11 protein-coding genes are annotated in these 17,951 nt (G+C 44.0%); 1 reads left to right on the forward strand and 10 read right to left on the reverse strand.

Features of this window, described 5'->3' with window-relative positions:
- Position 1: 1 nt before the first annotated feature.
- The 7 genes from GD631_RS03100 to GD631_RS03130 are packed head-to-tail and all read right to left on the reverse strand — an operon-like array spanning position 2 to position 11,686.
- Positions 2-1,087: an acyltransferase family protein gene (locus tag GD631_RS03100; RefSeq protein WP_143259245.1), complete on the reverse strand. Its 1,086-nt coding sequence runs from the start codon at positions 1,085-1,087 to the stop codon at positions 2-4.
- Between the two features lie 14 nt (positions 1,088-1,101).
- Positions 1,102-2,358, reverse strand: coding sequence for a GntP family permease (locus GD631_RS03105; RefSeq protein ID WP_143259246.1), 1,257 nt, complete (start codon positions 2,356-2,358; stop codon positions 1,102-1,104).
- A gap of 6 nt (positions 2,359-2,364) precedes the next feature.
- Positions 2,365-3,507: a glycerate kinase family protein gene (locus tag GD631_RS03110; RefSeq protein WP_143259247.1), complete on the reverse strand. Its 1,143-nt coding sequence runs from the start codon at positions 3,505-3,507 to the stop codon at positions 2,365-2,367.
- 8 nt (positions 3,508-3,515) lie between these two features.
- Positions 3,516-5,672, reverse strand: coding sequence for an alpha-N-acetylglucosaminidase (locus GD631_RS03115; protein ID WP_143259248.1), 2,157 nt, complete (start codon positions 5,670-5,672; stop codon positions 3,516-3,518).
- Between the two features lie 28 nt (positions 5,673-5,700).
- Positions 5,701-6,492 (reverse strand): endonuclease/exonuclease/phosphatase family protein, encoded by a 792-nt coding sequence (locus GD631_RS03120; protein WP_143259249.1) that lies wholly within the window; start codon positions 6,490-6,492, stop codon positions 5,701-5,703.
- Between the two features lie 20 nt (positions 6,493-6,512).
- The gene (locus GD631_RS03125; protein WP_143259250.1) at positions 6,513-8,246 is read right to left on the reverse strand and encodes a RagB/SusD family nutrient uptake outer membrane protein; all 1,734 of its coding nucleotides are present in this window, start codon (positions 8,244-8,246) and stop codon (positions 6,513-6,515) included.
- Between the two features lie 20 nt (positions 8,247-8,266).
- A complete protein-coding gene (locus GD631_RS03130; RefSeq protein WP_143259251.1) occupies positions 8,267-11,686 on the reverse strand; it encodes a TonB-dependent receptor in 3,420 nt (1,139 codons plus the stop codon).
- 422 nt (positions 11,687-12,108) lie between these two features.
- Between GD631_RS03130 and GD631_RS03135 the strand changes: the two genes are divergently transcribed.
- Positions 12,109-12,708 carry an HU family DNA-binding protein gene (locus GD631_RS03135; RefSeq protein ID WP_143259252.1) on the forward strand — a complete coding sequence of 200 codons (600 nt, stop codon included), beginning with the start codon at positions 12,109-12,111 and terminating at the stop codon, positions 12,706-12,708.
- Between the two features lie 121 nt (positions 12,709-12,829).
- On the opposite strand, the gene GD631_RS03140 is transcribed toward GD631_RS03135, so the two are convergent.
- From GD631_RS03140 to GD631_RS03150, 3 genes are read right to left on the reverse strand one after another with little or no spacing between them, the layout of a single operon-like run.
- Positions 12,830-14,542, reverse strand: a complete 1,713-nt coding sequence (locus GD631_RS03140; RefSeq protein ID WP_143259253.1) for a DUF4091 domain-containing protein — start codon at positions 14,540-14,542, stop codon at positions 12,830-12,832.
- Between the two features lie 10 nt (positions 14,543-14,552).
- A complete protein-coding gene (locus tag GD631_RS03145; protein WP_143259254.1) occupies positions 14,553-16,460 on the reverse strand; it encodes a DUF4091 domain-containing protein in 1,908 nt (635 codons plus the stop codon).
- Between the two features lie 17 nt (positions 16,461-16,477).
- Positions 16,478-17,917, reverse strand: a complete 1,440-nt coding sequence (locus GD631_RS03150; RefSeq protein WP_185911561.1) for a RagB/SusD family nutrient uptake outer membrane protein — start codon at positions 17,915-17,917, stop codon at positions 16,478-16,480.
- Positions 17,918-17,951: the final 34 nt, after the last annotated feature.

The following is a 17,951-nucleotide window of genomic DNA, read 5'->3' on the forward strand; positions in this document are numbered from 1 at the left end:
TTTATAATTTTATATAGATTTTTCTTTTTAACAAAACATACCCCAACAGCCCATTGAACAACAGGAAAAATACACCGTACATAAATGAACCGAAGTAATTTCCGAATAACGGGTTAAGCAAATTACTGAATACAGCCGTATGAATATGCCAATGAACAAGCAATCCGCCGGCTATGCAACTAAACACATAAATTACAAGCGGATTCGCTCCAAATGCTTCGAAAAACGAAAACCACTTTTTATTCTGCTTCACATCAATGATATAGAGCAGCAATGCCAATGACAATGACGCAATCCCACAAGTAAGCAAAACGAACGAAGGAGACCACAAACGTTTATTCAAAGGACAGGCATAACTTAACAAATAGCCGGCAAACAACAGAGTGGTACCTATAAGAAATAGATTCAGCATCCGGCGGTCATTGTCTTTAATGTCGATGATTATCTTTCCGCAAACAAAACCTATCATTACTTGAGATACAGCGGGAATCGTACTAAGTATCCCCTCGGGATCGACAAACTGGCGGCCCTGAAGATACATGTGGTTAGATCCTAAAATAGCCGAATCAATCATGCCGACGATATTATCCGCACTCTTCTCAAATCCGTTTCCAAATAACTGAAGAATAAAGTAGACAGCCAGCAAAATGACGGCTAATGGCATAAACCGCTTATGTGGTATTGTTACAGCCAATAAGGCTGTAATGCCATAACAAATCCCAAGCCGTTGCATAACTCCCATCAACCGGAGCTGACTCAGATCAAAATAGTTACCACTATCGATTGCTGTAATGAACCACTCCATAACCAGACCTATAAATATTAATAAGAGACTTCTTTTTATGATTTTCGCAATGGCCGGTCGACACTGGAAGTTATACTTACACAAGGAGATGTAGGTCGAAATACCCATCAGGAACATAAACATCGGGAATACCAGATCGGCCGGCGAAAAGCCATCCCACTTGGCATGTGCAAAAACAGCAAAGTTATACCCACACTTTCCTGTGTTGTTGACCAAGATCATCCCGGCAACAGTAATACCCCGAAGTACATCAAGCGAAAGCAACCGTTTGTTCGGATTCATAATGTTTGATTCTTTTAATTACTTATTATATATAATATAGTCGTTCCGGCAGCTAACACTATCCCTATAAGCGATTCATAAGGTATCAGCTTCAGACGTTCTTTAAAGTTGAGTTCGCATACGCCTCCTGTCGCATGAAAGAACGAGCCATGTGGCAAATGGTCAAGAACTGTAGCTCCGGAATTAATCATAGCTGCCCCCCAAACCGCAGAAATGCCTATAGCCAATATCGTTTCAGCAAATGAAGAAGAAGCCAGTGTCGCTCCGGCTGTTGTCGATGCGGTAGCCGCTGACATCAATGCGCCTGATATAGGAGCAATCAAGACATCACTCATATGAGCATGCTCCAGTCCTGTAAGAATCCAGTCTTTCAAAGAAGAGTTCTTTATGATGCCGGCAATAGTTCCGGTTCCGATCAACAGAATAGCTACCACAGACATCTTTTGCAGTCCATACTCTATACCCGGAAGAATATTTTTCCATTGTTTCATACAGACAGCACCACATAAGCCACCTACCGGCAAAGCTATCAAAGGATCAATATTAATTCCTGCCGCAGGACGTAATGCCAATAAAACAATCGTAACAACAGGAGCAATCAGACTGGTTCTTAACGACGGCAGATTTCCCTCTTCCTCTTTATTCTCTGTTTGCATCACCGTTTTTTTGTTTTTTACTGTTTGAGGCATCAGACGGACAATAACGAAAACAGTGAAAAACAAACCGATCACTGCCGGTAAAATATTGGCAAACATTACAGCCGATAGATCTGCATTAAAATTTCCGGCCGCTATAATGGTGTTCGGGTTAGGTGATATGATATTTCCACACTTGCCTCCCCCGATCATAGCAATAAGTAACACGGATGGAGACAGGTTTAGACGCTTGCCTATCGAAAGAGCCACCGGTGCAACGGTTATCACAGCCACATCTATAAATACGCCTACAGTACAAAGCAACATCGTTGCGAGTGCCAATGCCATAAATACCCGTTTTTCACCCATTTTGTTTATAATCGCATTGGAGATGACCGTGGTAGCCCCGGTTTGTATTAATATACCTGATAAGACTCCGGCTGTCAGAATCCGCAATATCGCCGGGGTGACCTCTTTCACCCCTTCGGTCATCACCGTTACGGTCTCATTTAAAGATAGTCCTCCCAACAGCCCTCCAACTATCGCTCCGATAATCAGACTGTATGTCGGAGAAAGCTTTCTTATGATTAACAGTATGGATAATGAAAGCCCGATTAATGCGCCTATCGCTGTCATTGAGTATTATTTAGTAAATTGTTTTATGATTCTCACCACCTGTCGCACCGTTCTCTCTATGTTTTCTTTCGTAAACTCCGGTTGCATCGCTTCTTCAAGTGTTACCGGGAAAGGTTGAATAGGCAGTACGGCAGTAAACCCCATCCTATTAAGCGCTTCGGTGGCTTCGACCGCTCCCCCCAACGCTATCACCGGAACCTGACATTTCTCACCGACACGTAAAATTCCGTCCAGCGCCTTTCCCATACCAGTCTGGCGATCCAGTTTCCCCTCTCCGGTCAGTATCAGGTCTGCCTGTCGGACGACCTCTTCGAAACGAAGCGTTTTCAATATAACTTCTATTCCGGAGCGCAATTTTGTATTCAGAAACGGAAGCAGGCCGCCTCCCATTCCTCCGGCCGCTCCAGCACCGGGAAACTGTGATATATCCATATTTGTATATTCCTTTATCAGCTGTGCATAATGCCGCAACCCATTGTCCAACTCTATCACTTGCAACATAGTTGCCCCTTTTTGAGGAGCATATACATAGGCCGCACCCTCTTTTCCAAAAAATGGATTGCTAACATCACAGGCGATCGTAAAGTGACTCTCCTTCAATGCCGGATTTAATTGGGAAATATCTATTTGATGGACTTTTATCAGGCTTTCACCGACAGGCTCCAACTCACCGTTTCCACTATCTAAAAAACGTGCACCTAAAGCCTTCAGCATACCAATTCCCGCATCATTCGTAGCACTTCCGCCGATCCCGATAATGAATTCCCGGCACCCGCGTTTTAATGCGTCAGCAACCATCTCTCCAACTCCATAAGTCGTAGTCTTCATGGGGTTTCTTCGATTTGAGTCAATCAATGGCAAACCGCAGGCTGAAGCCATTTCGATAATAGCCATCGCACCTTTGCTTACGATACCATACGATACTTCAATTGGCTTCATGAATGGATCATGCACCCGACATGACACCGTTTGGGCATGAAGGGCAGAGCATAAAGCTTCTGTAGTCCCTTCGCCGCCATCGGCTATGGGGAAACGTATAATCTGACAGTCGGGTAATTCCTCCTGAATCGCTTTTTCGGCAGCTTTCGCTATCTCGAAAGAACCGACCGAACCTTTAAACGAGTCGAATGCCAATACAATCTTTTTCATAAAAGCTATCACTTATTTGTTTTCTCTATTAAATTCAACGCAGCCTTGACCGGATCATCAAACGGAGTCGTACTGTTGCTCCAGGGAGATGTAATCCATTGCTCCTCCCATTCCCGGATTTTATTCCGGTCTTTTGTGAAATAGAGCTGTATACGAGGGATATAGTAGTCTTTAATCAGCCCGCTCCAGAAACGGGCAGCATAATCCTCCTGAATACCACCCCAACTTGTAATCAGGCGTTTGGCATTTGCTTCATAAGCATCTTTTTCCTGAAGAGTTGTTCCACTATTGCGCGCAAGTTCCACCCATCCTTCTAATCGATATAAAGGATGAGAGGCCAGCAGCCTGTCAACGTCCATCAACAAATCAACAGTTTGTTGCAGATTACGTTGCGCTGCGAGAACACGATTCTCCGAATCATCTTTCAGGGCCTGCTTATAAAAATTTTCAGCTTTAGCCGCTACATAATACGAAACAAACTCTATGAGGTCGTTTCTGTATAATTCAGAGCTTTTCAGTTCGTCAGCGCAACTAGCATACAAACGTATAGCTTGCAAGTAATCATCACTAAGGTCGATTTTACTGATCCGCCGTTGATCGGGTATTACGGTTTGCCAGGTAAAACGGGGGTATGAATATAAAGAACTATATGCTGTTTTCCGAAAAAGTCTCCAGGCTTCCTCCATGGCATCGGGATAACCTCCATAACGGGCCTCGCAGTATATCCTCATCCAGTCGTCCAGGTCGATGCTGTCTGATGACCATCCCATATCGGCTAACAGTTCGTAAACAACCTCATTGTTCTCGAGTCCTTCAGGGGCAGAACCGAACCCAATCAGGTTACCTTTATTTGCGGCACGTAACGCTTTGACCGAGGAGCTTGCATACATGTCCAGATCTCCTGTCATGGTGTTTTTCCCACCAAAGTTGGGTACATAGCTGAATATCCATTTCTTTCCGTAAAACCCATCATGTACTTTCCATGTCTGTTCGGTGTTCCATACCCATTTCGGATAATCATTGCCCAAATCAATGATGATCATTTTATCATCAGGTACATTGCTTAACAAGGCTTTAAGCGATTCTTTATCCCAGAATGAATGTTGATATCCGAATGTCCATCCCTGTGTAACCCAAACGGCATCCGGGTTTCCGGCTGTAATCGATTTATAAATCGTTTCTCCATACTCGGCCAATAACTTATATTTCGCTTCTTTATCCTCCTTATCGATAGGCAGTTCCATCTCATTAAAACTATCCGAGAGATAATACGTATTTTCTCCAAACTCTTTTTCCCACTCTTCGACAAACAGTTTGCCTATTTCTTCAAAGAAAGGTGAATCCGGTGGCAATACATAGGCGTTGTACTCTTCATCAAAACCACCCCACCGCATGTGCCGGAATTGTGTGTCGGGATGTTTCTGCACAAATCCTTCCGGCACGAAACCTGCAAACGCAGGCGCTATGGGCTGCATACCCAACTCGCGCATACGGGTCAGGATTTGATGCTGCAAAGCGATTTGGTTATGTTGCCAGGCATCAGATAAAGGACCGTCCCACTTGTTCAGATTGCCCATGCGATGCCAAGGAAGGTGTGCAGGGGCAGTGAAAAACTCACGGATTTCTTCCTTGGTCAATCCCATACGCAGCCATACCCGTTCCGCAATGGCTTCGCTGGCCACGGTAGCCAACGGCATATTTACACCATAAAGAGCCATCCTGTCAATTTCCTTTTCCCAACGCTCCCAGTCCCAGTAAGGGGTAGTGTAGCCGAATGTACAAACATTAAGGAAATAACGCAACTCATAAGGGGACACCTGTTCATACAATTCATAATCGGGCCACGGCATCACCGACGTTATGTGTTCACCGCTCCATGTTTTCATACTCTTGCAGGCCTCTTTCATGTACGTATGAAAAGCGTAACAGATAGCAACCGAGCTACTTCCCCTTAAGGTAAGCCGACCGTCGCTTGCTATCACTTCGAATATATCTTTACCATCGGATGGTTCGATATATTCAAAGTGGATAGACTGTGCTCTTTCCCCAATCTGACGTTCTATTACCTGTTTGGCGGGGGTGATAATATCCGTCTTAGGCTTGTGGCATGAGCAGAAAAAAAGCGTTGTTGAAATCAGTAAATACTTGATTATTGTATGTATCATAGAAAATCATAAATGTTATAAGTGAGTATCAATATTTTTTCTTTGATGCTTCTTTCACATATTCCAGTTCCGTAATAATCGGTAAATGGTCTGACAAAAGCGACTGAACAGTTTGCGTACTAATCACACGCCATCCTTTTTGCGGGTAAGCAAACAAGTAATCTATCTTAATCACAGGTTTCCATGCCGGCATTCCAAAATCATCGTTACTCGCAGCAAACCAACTATCCATACCACGTATTGCCTCCGAGTAATGACGCGCATTGAAATCGCCTCCCAAAATTACAGGATATTTATAATTCTTGAAATGATCGGTAATAAATTTTATTTGCTCCGCCCGTGTTTCTTTAGAGTTGACGTCCAGATGCGTAGAGGTAAAAACAATGGTATCATTACCCATTTCGAATAATCCCTCCAGCATGGCCCGTCTCTCATGCTCTTTGACCGGATGGGGCAGCATTATCTTTTGGACAGAAATATATGGATATTTACTTAACATCCCAATACCGTAATAACCGGTAGAATAGTCAATCGTTTTTCCGTAAAGCCCAAACATCCCTGTATGATAGGCAAGTTCGGATATAAAATCCTTCCCTTTCTGATGCGGGGCACGCTTACGGTCTGTTTTGCTATCCACTTCTTGAAGCGCCACAAAATCAGGTTTGAAGGATTTGATGTGATGAGCAAGTTCTTCTAAAGATGCCAGTTCGCCAAATCTCAAATTATAGGTCATTACCCGCACCCGTAGAGTATCTTGCGCATAGACAACGCCCAAAGTCAGGCATAAAAACAATAATAAATATTTCTTCATTGAATACATGGTTTCTATTTTTTTAATGATTACTTTTCCCAACCTGGATTTTGTCCTAACAGAGGATTCTTCTGACGCTCGGGATTAGGCACGGGCCACAAATAATGTTTCGTTGCGTCGAAGTAGCGTGCTCCGCCTTCCGCGGTAGACTTTTCGTAGATAACATCACCAAACTCATCTACTCCGGTATCAGGATACGGGTTGGCGCCCAAATCGTTCATACAAACTTTCAGACTGGGACCGGTGATGGCACGTCCAAAACGAAGTTCGCCTTCACGCCAGCGCATCACATCGGCGTATCTTGTTCCTTCACCTGCCAACTCAATGCGACGTTCTCTTCTCAATTCGGTTTCGAGATCCATCCCCCATGCGCTAAGTTCGTCAAGGTTCATACGATGCATATTCACACGATCTCTAAGCCTGTTGATGGAGTAATCAATCTGTGTTTGTGTCAGTTTCTTGCCTTGTAGTTCGAAAGTGGCTTCGGCATAAATCAGCAAGATTTCGGCAAAGCGGATAACATTGAGATTTCCATGTCCGCCTACACTTGAGCCGGCCAAATCAATATCGTTATACTTTTTCAGATAAAAACCTGTACGGCTATTTGCCCCCACACGGTTATTATCTTGCAATGAAGCAAAACGAGGCAGATTAAATATCTCGTTGGCCTTATCCGTATCAGGGTCACCGTCATCTCCTCCCGGCCATTTGTCACCCGGAGCATATAAAGTCATCTTCATTCTAGGATCTCTGTTCTGGAAATAATCCACATAATGCTCTTCAGGCGACTTGTATAACGATGAGGTCTGCACACCGGTCTTTTTATAATATTCCAATCCGGTTTTTGCCGGTTTACCGTCTGTACACAGATAGGCATCCACTAATGACTTCGTTGGATTGAGACGTATATAGTCTGTCGGACTGCAAGTTTCATTGGGCAGACTTTGTGTACGGATTTCGGGTACAAAAAGACTATACACGATGGCTTCGATATTTTTCGGATCATTCTCGACATCCCCTTCGTGATGAAATAGTTTTTCGTATTCATACAGACCATAGGGACTGTTTTCGATAATATATTCACTCGTTTTTGCAGCCAGTTCCCATCTTTCGTTTTGCAAGGCGATACGTGCCAATATGGCTAAAGCGCCCCAGCGGTCGAGTCTTCCCAGTTTATCGCCCGTATACCTTTCTTCAGGCATGCGCTCTGCCGCCCATTTCAAATCCTCGACGAGCTGGTCAATGACTTTCTCTCTGGGAGTACGTTCGATATATGCATCTTCGGGCTGGATGACTTCTCCTACCCAAGGTACATCACCCCAAAATGTCGTGAGGTAAAAGTACATAAGCGCCCGGATGGTTTTTACTTCTGCGGCATAAACGTCCTTCTTATTTTGAGCTACCTGCGCTTTATTATAGTTGTCTAAAAAATTATTGCAGCGATAAATATAACTATACGCTCCTGTCCAATAGGTAGTGAAGGGGAAGCCGTCAGTATAAGAGTGTTTGCCTCCCGAAACCTTACTTAGTCCACTAGTAATATTCCCCCACATAACAGTTTCGGCCGTCGATTCACTCCAATTCACAAGATAGTCTTTTTGTAAAGCTTCGTAACAGGGAGGCAAGGCATTTTTAAGCTGATCTTCATTCACCCAGAATGTTACATTGTCCGGCTCGTTAGGGTTCGTTCTATCCAGAAAATCGCTACATGAGGTAATTATACCAAATAAAGCAATGATTAAAAAGTATTTTGAGTATTTCATCTTTATAGTCGTTTAATAGGTTAGAATGTTATTGATAATCCAAAAACATAGGTTTTTACTTGCGGATAGACATCTCCGCTGGTGGTCCTCACTTCAGGGTCATAAGCCCCGAAGTAATCGGTTTTAGTAAATAAGTTATCTGCCGAAGCATATACTCTAAGACTATTAATGCCAAGAGGTGCCACCATCCGGGCAGGAAAACGATAACCTATCTGAATATTCTTCAGGCGCAAGTACGATGCATCCTCTTTCCAGTAGTCACTGAAGAGCCTGTTGTGCTCCTGCGACTGATAAAGTCTGGGATAAGAAGCATTTGGATTCATAGGCGTCCATCTGTCAAGATGCTCTTTTTTAGGGATTGAGTAGTCATTGATAAACGCATGCCGGGCCTCATCCTCAAGGTAACCGGCAACTTTGCCTACTCCTTGCAAATAGAAACTGAAATCAATGCCTTTCCATTCCAAACCACCCTTGATTGCATAGGTGTAATGGGGCTCTTTCTCGCCAAACACCACTTTGTCGTAGTCATCAATTACCCCATCGGGAGCGCCGTCAGGACCACTAATGTCCCGATACTTAATATCTCCGGGCTGTACAATGCCGTTTTGTGATGCAACAAGAGGGAATTTTGGTTTCTGGTACTTACCTGTAGTTGTATTCACCGATTCGAAGTCATACACTTGCGCCAGTCCATCAGTCAGATAACCATAGAAAGCACCTATCGGATCACCTACCCGACGATACGAACCGGAAGCCGTACTGGTCAGAGACTCCGGAGTTCCACCCAAATCGGTAATCTTATTACGGGCATCCGACAGATTGAACCCGAGATTGTAATTTACACTTCCGATCTTATCACGCCATGACAGATTGAGTTCCCATCCTTTGACATCAATCTTACCAAGATTGACATAACCTACGTTACTACTGGAAACTCCGACAATAGCCGGAACATCGGGACGAACCAATGCGTCAATATTTTCTTTCTTATACCAATCAAAGTCCACATTCAGTCTATTGTTCAAAAAACTAAGATCTACTCCGAAATTAAGCATGCGGATGGTTTCCCACTTGATATCAGGATTACCGATTTTGTTTTGCCAAAGTCCCATAACAGGTGTATTAGAAGCTCCGATAGGATAGGACTCCTCGGTTATGATAGGTGACAAGTAGGGATAGTAATTACCAGGAATATTTTGATTTCCCAACTCACCCCAGGAAGCACGCAGCTTACCCGAACTCAATACCGAAGTAGCGAACTCCATGAATTTTTCACGTGAAAAGTTCCATCCTGCCGAGAAAGATGGAAAATATCCCCAACGATTGCCCTTGGCAAATCTTGAAGTTCCATCAGCACGCAGGTTAGCTTCAAACAGGTATTTACCGTCAAAAGCATAGTTGACACGACCAAAGTAAGAACGCAAAGCCCACTCGTCTTTTGTTCCGCTATTCATAAAATTAATCATTCCGGCACTAATAACGTGAATATCCTCAACCATCACATTATCACGTGTAGCACCCAGTGTGCTTCTGTTTTCCCATTCTTGCGAGAATCCCAACAACGCTCCCAACTCGTGGCGCCCTATGGTTTTATTAAAATTCAGGGTGAATTGCAACGTTTGGGTCATAACGTCAAGATGGCTTTGTGAGATATAGTCCTTGGCATCTTCATTTGCTTTCAACGGGCTACCGTCCGAGTAATAAGACAACATCTTCGGGTTAAATTCATCCACCTGGCGGGTATATATATTAGCAGAGTACTGCATACCTACGTTCAGCCCGTCTATAATTTTGAGATCTGCATTGAAAATACCATTGAGCACACGAGTTTTCCGTTCTTCCATTCCCGACTCATAAGCTACCTGCAAGGGGTTACGTACCGAACCGTACGACCAGTTCTCACTATCTACCATCCGGCCATTCTCGTCAGGAATTTGCCACATGACGGGAAGTAACGGAGACATACGCTGTGACAGGCGGAATACTCCTGATGTGCCACTATAACCTAAGTCCTTTTTATAGAAATCAACATAGCTCATCTGTCCGGTCAGTTTCAGACGATCATACACCTCCGTGTTTACACTGATACGCGCATTATGTCTCTTGGAACTATATCCGTCACCTACAATCAGTCCATCCTGATCCAGGAAACCATACGACATAAAAAATCCGGTTTTCTCGCTTCCACCCCGTGCGCTCACATTATGCCCCGTTTGAAAAGCCCGGCTTTTGTATATTTCGTCAATCCAGTCAGTATTGGAATATTCGTTGGGATACAGTCCCGAATCATATTTATCGAAAGCCTCTTGGGTATAGGGCTTGGAAAATCCGGCCGCACTCATGGCTTCATTGGAGAGTTCCATGTATTCCCTTCCGTTAACAAGTTCGGGCAATGCTGTGGGAGTCTGGAACCCGGCATATCCGTTATATTGGAATACTACCCGTTCTTTCTTTTCTCCCTTTTTAGTCGTTACAAGAATAACACCGTTAGCGGCACGTGCTCCATAAATGGCTGATGAAGCAGCGTCTTTCAGTACTGATACGCTTTCGATATCCGAAGGATTCAATAAATTGATGTCTCCCCCGGCTACCCCATCAATCAAGATTAAAGGCGCTGTACTACTGTTGATGGTTCCCGTACCACGAATGTTGATACTTGGCACAGCACCCGGCTGCCCCGAAGAGGAAACGATACTAACTCCAGGCAACAATCCTTGCAGCCCCGTAGTTACGTTAGTAATAGGTCTGTTCTCAATAGCCTCCGCTTTAACCATAGATACAGCACCTGTTACATTCACTTTCTTTTGCACGCCGTAGCCTACAACTACTACATCTTCCAGACTGACAGCATCCTCTTTCATCACTACGTTTACTGTCGTTTCTTTCGCTATGACGCTTTCTTCACGATAGCCGACGTATGAGTACCTAAGTGTACTTCCATAGGGTACCTTGATGGAATACTGACCATTGACATCAGTGATTGTACCTGTAGTCGATCCTTTTACCGATACGGTGGCTCCGATGATCGGTTCCGCATTCTCATCAGTAACTTTACCTTTCACGTATAGTTCCCTTTTACTTCCTTGCGAATCAACAGGTTCATTTTTATTTTGATATTCTTTATTATAAAATAAAATACTGTCATCCAGGAAACGGAACCCAATGTTAGTCCCTTTTAGCAAAAGAGTTAGTGCTTTGTTTACCTCTGTGTCTTTTACCTCCAATGACACTTTCCTACTCGTATCCACAAATTCTTTGCTATAGGCTACATGCATTGAAGCCTTCTCTGCTATCTGACTGATAGCCTCTTTAAGAGGAAGCTCTTTGATACTAACCGATATTTTTTGCTGTTGTGCATAAACAAAAGCAGTGACAAATATGCACATTAGGGCTACAATACACCTTCTGCCGGTGGATGAAAAAGGAGAATCTTTTTCCATAATATTAGTCTTTAAAGTTAATAGTTCAATATCTATTAGCTAATACACAAGAGATATTAAAAAGTATTACGGCAAATAAGTTAATGAATATTAATTCGGGAAATATAGGAGAACTTGCCGGAAATCAATCCGTACTTGATAAAAAAGAAAGAAAACACTTCAAAGGTATCGTTTTTAAAAGAAAATATAAAGGGGGGGGGATATCGTATTTTCTCATTTAATGCATAAATTAGTGTCTTTACCTGAAATAATTAATACCTTTGAGTACACGAATTAATTCATTTGACTATAGTGTTTCTTTCGATAGACTATAGTCAAATAAAAGAAGCACTATAGTCAACGTTTTAAATGACTATAGTCAAACGAATAAAATCATGTAGCCGGAGACAATATTTACTGAATAACTAAAAACAAAATAAGACATGAGTGTTTATTACGATCTTTATGCCAGTGGCAACCCACAAAAAAAGGATGAGCAGCAACCACTTCACGCACGAGTGATTCCATCAGGAACTCTTGATGCTAAGAAGTTTATAGAATTAGTATCTAAAAGTAACGGCTTCAGTCAGGCCACCATTGAAGGATGCTTGCAAGCAGTCACCGATGAGTTACAACATTGGTTGAAACAAGGCTGGATTGTGGAAGTCGGAGAATTAGGTTATTTCTCCTTATCGCTGAAATGCGACCATCCGGTAATGGAGAAGAAAGAAATCCGCTCTCCATCCATCCACCTGAATAAAGTAAACCTTCGCATCAACAAGAAATTCCGTGAGAGTTTGGAACCATTGCCGCTGGAACGCATGGAATCACCTTACCGAAGCAATGGCAATCCCGATGAAGACAAATGCCGTAGCATCCTTATGCAACATCTGGATGAACAAGGTTGCATCACTTGTGTCGATTTCACGAGACTAGCCGGCATAAGTCGGTACAAAGCAACCGGGCTTTTAAATAGCTATTTAAAAGAGGGAATTATACGAAAATACGGAGGAGGAAAGACGGTGGTATATTTAAAAAGATAGAAGCCAAATACTCTTCGCAGAATATATTAGGAGGTGGAATATTATTCAAACAAAACCATCATATAATAATTTTGCAGCCGCTAATAATTAGCAGCTGCAAAACATCAATCACATTTTTTCATCAATTTGCTGAGATTTGTTTAAGGATATGTTGTGTGTTAAGTATTGTCTTTTCTGCTGTTCGACCACTAGCTATATCTACGCTCTTTAGCGCGGCATCCAAAGCCGGAGCAGATACTATTTTAATTTTCTCATAATCCTGGATACCTTCGCGAAGCATCTCAAAACGTATGCTGGCTATCGCCTTGCTTGAAGCCGTGTTATCCGTACGGTATATCATATGGAAATCTCCGGCAGTATTGGTTCCATCCTGTATATTCAGGGGGTCAGAACTCAACCAATAATCAAAAGCCCACCGGAGATAACCATTTAACCCTTTTGACGCAGCATACCATGACATCCATACCATCTCTGCCGGAGATGTTTCCTTGGATACATAATTGTTAGGGAACATTTGCGAACAACTGGTGTAGAAAGTTGAAACCGGATTGGTTGAGGCTCTCTCATACCCCAGAAGCGTACAATAATCATAGAGTTCATTCTCAATATCAGCAGCAATACGGCTTCCTGCCAGCCCTATTTTCCAATCCTTCCCATTTTGTCTGATGAGATTCACCACTTTCCGGGTTTCTTCGTCACGCGCTTCGTCAAGGAATAGAACTGCTTTATCAAACCAGCCTTTAGCAGTCAGATGTGCACGAAATGAGGTAAGAAATGCTGTCCAGACTTCATTATATTCGTCCGTTCCTATCGGCAGTTCTTTGGTCTTGTAACTCGAAGCCGCTATATCAAAATACCCAATTGAATTGTTCCAACCTACTAAAGAGAAGCAGTCTATCTGTTTATTAATCCCCAAAGAGAACATAAATTCCACGAATTTGTCAAAATTGGCATAGTCAAAACTCCACGTGTTATCCTCATTCAAGCTCCAGTTGACCATCGTTTGCCCTCCCAGAAACGCTCCGTCTTTGATATAGGTCGTGACAGCTTTCTGACCGGCATCCGCCAGCATCTTATAGAACGAAGACATCAGAGATTCGTAAGCCGGAGAAAAAGGTTCTACCTTGCTGCCACTCTTCTCGCACAAAGTAACCAACTGAAAAGGGAATTGCCATATATCCAGGTGATACGTCCAGTCTTTGACATCGGGCAAAGTGTGGTCCGTCACAAGAAGCTGAATATTGAAAGACAGTTTTTCCCCTGTTTCTTCCTGCTTCACGTCGATGCTCCCTTCATATAAGCCGGGCGAGGTATTCTTAGGGACATCAATCGTCACCCACACCTTTGTCGGGTCAGTGGAAGAGATTTGAGTCACCTGCTGTTCCGACAATGCGTCGGCAATATATGCCGACTGGCGTGAAGTCTGCATACCGCAATCCAAGGCTTTCGTATCTCCTAATACATAGGTAGGGAATCGTAAACGAATATTTGAAGAAGATAACGTCTGTGCGCCGCACTTCAAGTCATTCACCTGATAACTTATCTCTTTCACATTCTTTTCCGCCCAGAGAATAAGCTGGGTATGTACACGCTCGTTTCTCCAGACCGTATCCCGCCATTGAGTCACAATCTTGTCGGAAGAACGCTGGCCCTCATGCTTATCCCTCTGCGCATATCGCCTATATTTACTTTCAAAAGAGCCTTTCATGTTTTGGGGCGTTTCCACAGGCGGCTGTCCCCCACCTACGTCCGGAGCATCTTTTTCGTCATCGCCGCAGCCCGGAAATGCGAGCAGCAAACAGAACATTGCAGTTAAAATCATATATTGTTTCATTTCAGTTATTTTATTGTTGAATAAGCAGTTTCCTGGCATTCTCAAAATCCGTAACAGATTTTTGCCGTCCGTCCCGGTTTCTCACAGCCATGTCAATCGCTTCTTTTTTCTGTTTCGAGTCCACTATCTTGAGCAATTCAAAGTCTTCGATACCTTCTTTCAGCAATTCCCAACGAATGGAACTGACAGGTCCGTTTTCTCCCGGATAAATATAATAATCATCCCCTTGAATAAAATTGAAAACAGGTTTGTTGTACGGGTCCTTATCAGACCAACTGTTATATGCCCACCGCAAATATCCGTCAAGTCCGTAATATGCTGCCAGCCAAGGTATCATCCTTGCCTCGATAGCGGGGGAATAGGTCAACGTATTCGGATGCGCAGGGTCGCCGCACAAATAAAAGTTCGTTATCTTGCCCGGGTCTTTTTTCCTTTCCTGCAACCAGGTAGAGATTTCATCGCCTGCAGCCAGTTCTTCGGGTAAGAAGGAGTAAAACAGCGAGAACGACTTTGCTAATGAAGAAGCCTCTTTCCTGCCTGCTATTGAAAATTGCTGCAAGAATACAGGCGCACTATCACCCACTATATCCAAAATCGACTCAATTACCTCATGCGGACTTTCATCAAAGCTCAGATAAGTTTTACTCAGCCAGTCCTTTGAAGCCAAGTGAGTTTCAAAGTCACGCAAGAAAGCTTTCCATACTTCTTTGTATTCAGGAGCAAACTGGTCGTAATACAATGTATCCGAAGCGTTAGTCTCCTTATGGCGGTAAACAATCTCGCGACGGTCCGTCTTATGATTGAAAGGAGACAACGAAAACGCGTCAATACGCCGGTCAATTCCATGCTTGAAACAAGCCTCTACAAAGCGGTCGAAGACCGTGTAATCAAAACTCCATTTTCCCGAACCGTCCAATAACCAAGTAATCATGGCGGGATAGCCCATATAAGTCTGCGAACGCTGGCTGCCCGCCAGCCAGTCTACTTTCCAAGGGTAAGGCACGATAGTGGTCGTAATGGTTTTCGCCCCTCTTGACGCTAAATCCGCCAAATACGGGTCTATCAGCTTCCAGTGTTCTTCGGACCATGCTTCCACCCCTTTCTCCACAGCTACCGCATTGGGATTGAACCACAAATCCAGAAAGAAACTATAATTTTCGGGTGTCGGCAATGTAGGAGCCAGCACATTCACAGCCAGATTAAGGGCAACTTCCTGATACTGGTCCGTATGAATCACAAGCTTCCCGCGATAAATATCGGGAACGGCAGATTCCGGTATCTCTACCGTGAACCAGACAGGCTGCGCCCTGTAAGCAGGCACATCTACCGCCGGCAATTCCATCAAAGGGTCGGCTACGACATCGGGCACTCCTGTCCCACTCACTTCCTGACCATAGACATCTTCCTGACGGGCAGTCCATGTATATTCGCTACGAGCACGCTCCACGGGTACATAACGGACATACCTGACTTTCACACAGTCGGCATCCAGCGTATCCCCCTTTTCCGAGATTAAATCTTCCACCCTGACAGAAAGCCCTGTTAGTTCGTGAACCGCTGCAACCGAGAGTTGAAAAGACTGCTGCTCGTTACGCACTCCCGTGATTGAATGAATGGCTGAAAAGTCAACAGGCAGGATATCGAACGGTGACGGCTGCTTGTCATTCTCATGCTTGGGCGCAGGAAATCTGGGAACCCGTATCAATGACGATGTGGCAAGTTCCCCGGTAGGTATCCATACATTCAATGAATCTGAAGGCAATGCCGACTCCACCGTCACTTTCAACCATTCGGGGATTTCGGTGACAGGGTCCATTACCTGATTACGGACCGTTCCTTCTGACTGCGCCTGTCCGCAGCCGCATAAGGCAGCGGACATACAAAGCGCATATATACTCAAACTAATACTATTTTTCATCTATTCAATAACTTTTATTAATACTCATTCTGGTCGAGAATACCCGGGATTATTTCCGTACCCGGTTTGGGCAGCAACCTGGCAGTTTCTTTCACATTCGGCAAACGTTCCACATTGGCCGTGACTACCATCTCTCTTCTGACAAGGTCATGCCACCTGTCCCCTTCGCAAGCAAACTCCCATGCCCTTTCCTCCAGAACAGCCCTGTCAAATTCATTTTGGGATGTCCGGAGTGTATATGGGGAACTTTCACCCCGTCCCCTCTTATACACCCGGTCGAATGCGTCCAATGCTGCCTGATCCGGGCCATTATTCACATAGTTAGCCGCTTCCGCATAAATCAACAGAACATCGGCAAAACGCAGAATAGGTCGGAAACCTTCACTGGAAGTATTCACCCGGCGACCACCGTCACGATATTTGGCGATAAAAGGTTCAACGCCCGCTTCTGTAAAAGTCGTACCGTCAGCAAATACGGAAGTGAAAGTGGCATCTTTCCGGGAACCTTCGGGAAAAGCATCGAAGAACCGGGTTTCACTGAAATAGTCTCCCCATCCCCCTTCGCCATTTCCAAAGTATCTTGTAGCCAAATCCATGTGGCTTCCGGCCACTCCGTCTTCTGCAACCGAACCGTAGAAAGTGAAAATAAACTCTTTTGACTTCAACTTATTAGCTTGTTTCCACAAATCGGCGAAATCGTCTTCGAGATCATATCCATACTTTTCATCCATTACTTCCGCAGCCTTGTCTCTAGCCAACACGTAATAAGACTTATCATTCAACGGCCATCCCGTCATAGTCAAATACACTTTAGCCATCAAAGTCTTCGCCGCCCCTCTTGTCGGCCTGCCTTTCTCCGCAAATGAGAGAGGCAGTTTGACTTCAGCTATTGAGAGGTCTTCAAGAATTGCGTCGTACACTTCGGCTACGCTCGACTGTTTTACGGTTTCAATATTATTTTGATTCTCATAAGTCGTCACCTGCACAGGACCGAAAAAACGCACCAGATAAAAATAGGTGAAAGCACGCAGGAACCTTGCCTGTCCTTCAAGCGCATCCAGTTTTTCCGCCGAAACGTCTTTGGCATTCTGAAGTTTGCTAATCAACGTATTGGCATTGGAGATAGCCTGATAGCATTTCATCCAGAAATCATGAATGACAAGTTCACGGTCATTGGGAACCAACCGGTCGAAATTTTTAAACAGGTCTGCGTCGGAACGAATATCCTCTGCCCCGGACGCCAGGATGAGGTCATATCCATAATCAAATCCCGACCAGTCGGAGTAAAGGGCTTTGATAATACCCGTCAAGGCGGCGTTATACTCGCTTTCCGAAGTATAAAAGTTTTGTGGTGATAAGTCTGACGGCGGATTCTCGTCCAAATCCACGCACGAAACAATCAAAGGCATTGCCAGGCACAACAGGGAAAGTCGTGCAATGTTTTTTATAAGTTTCATAATGTATATCTTTTTGATTATCATTCTTTAATTC

The organism is Bacteroides luhongzhouii, assembly GCF_009193295.2.
GTDB lineage: Bacteria > Bacteroidota > Bacteroidia > Bacteroidales > Bacteroidaceae > Bacteroides > Bacteroides luhongzhouii.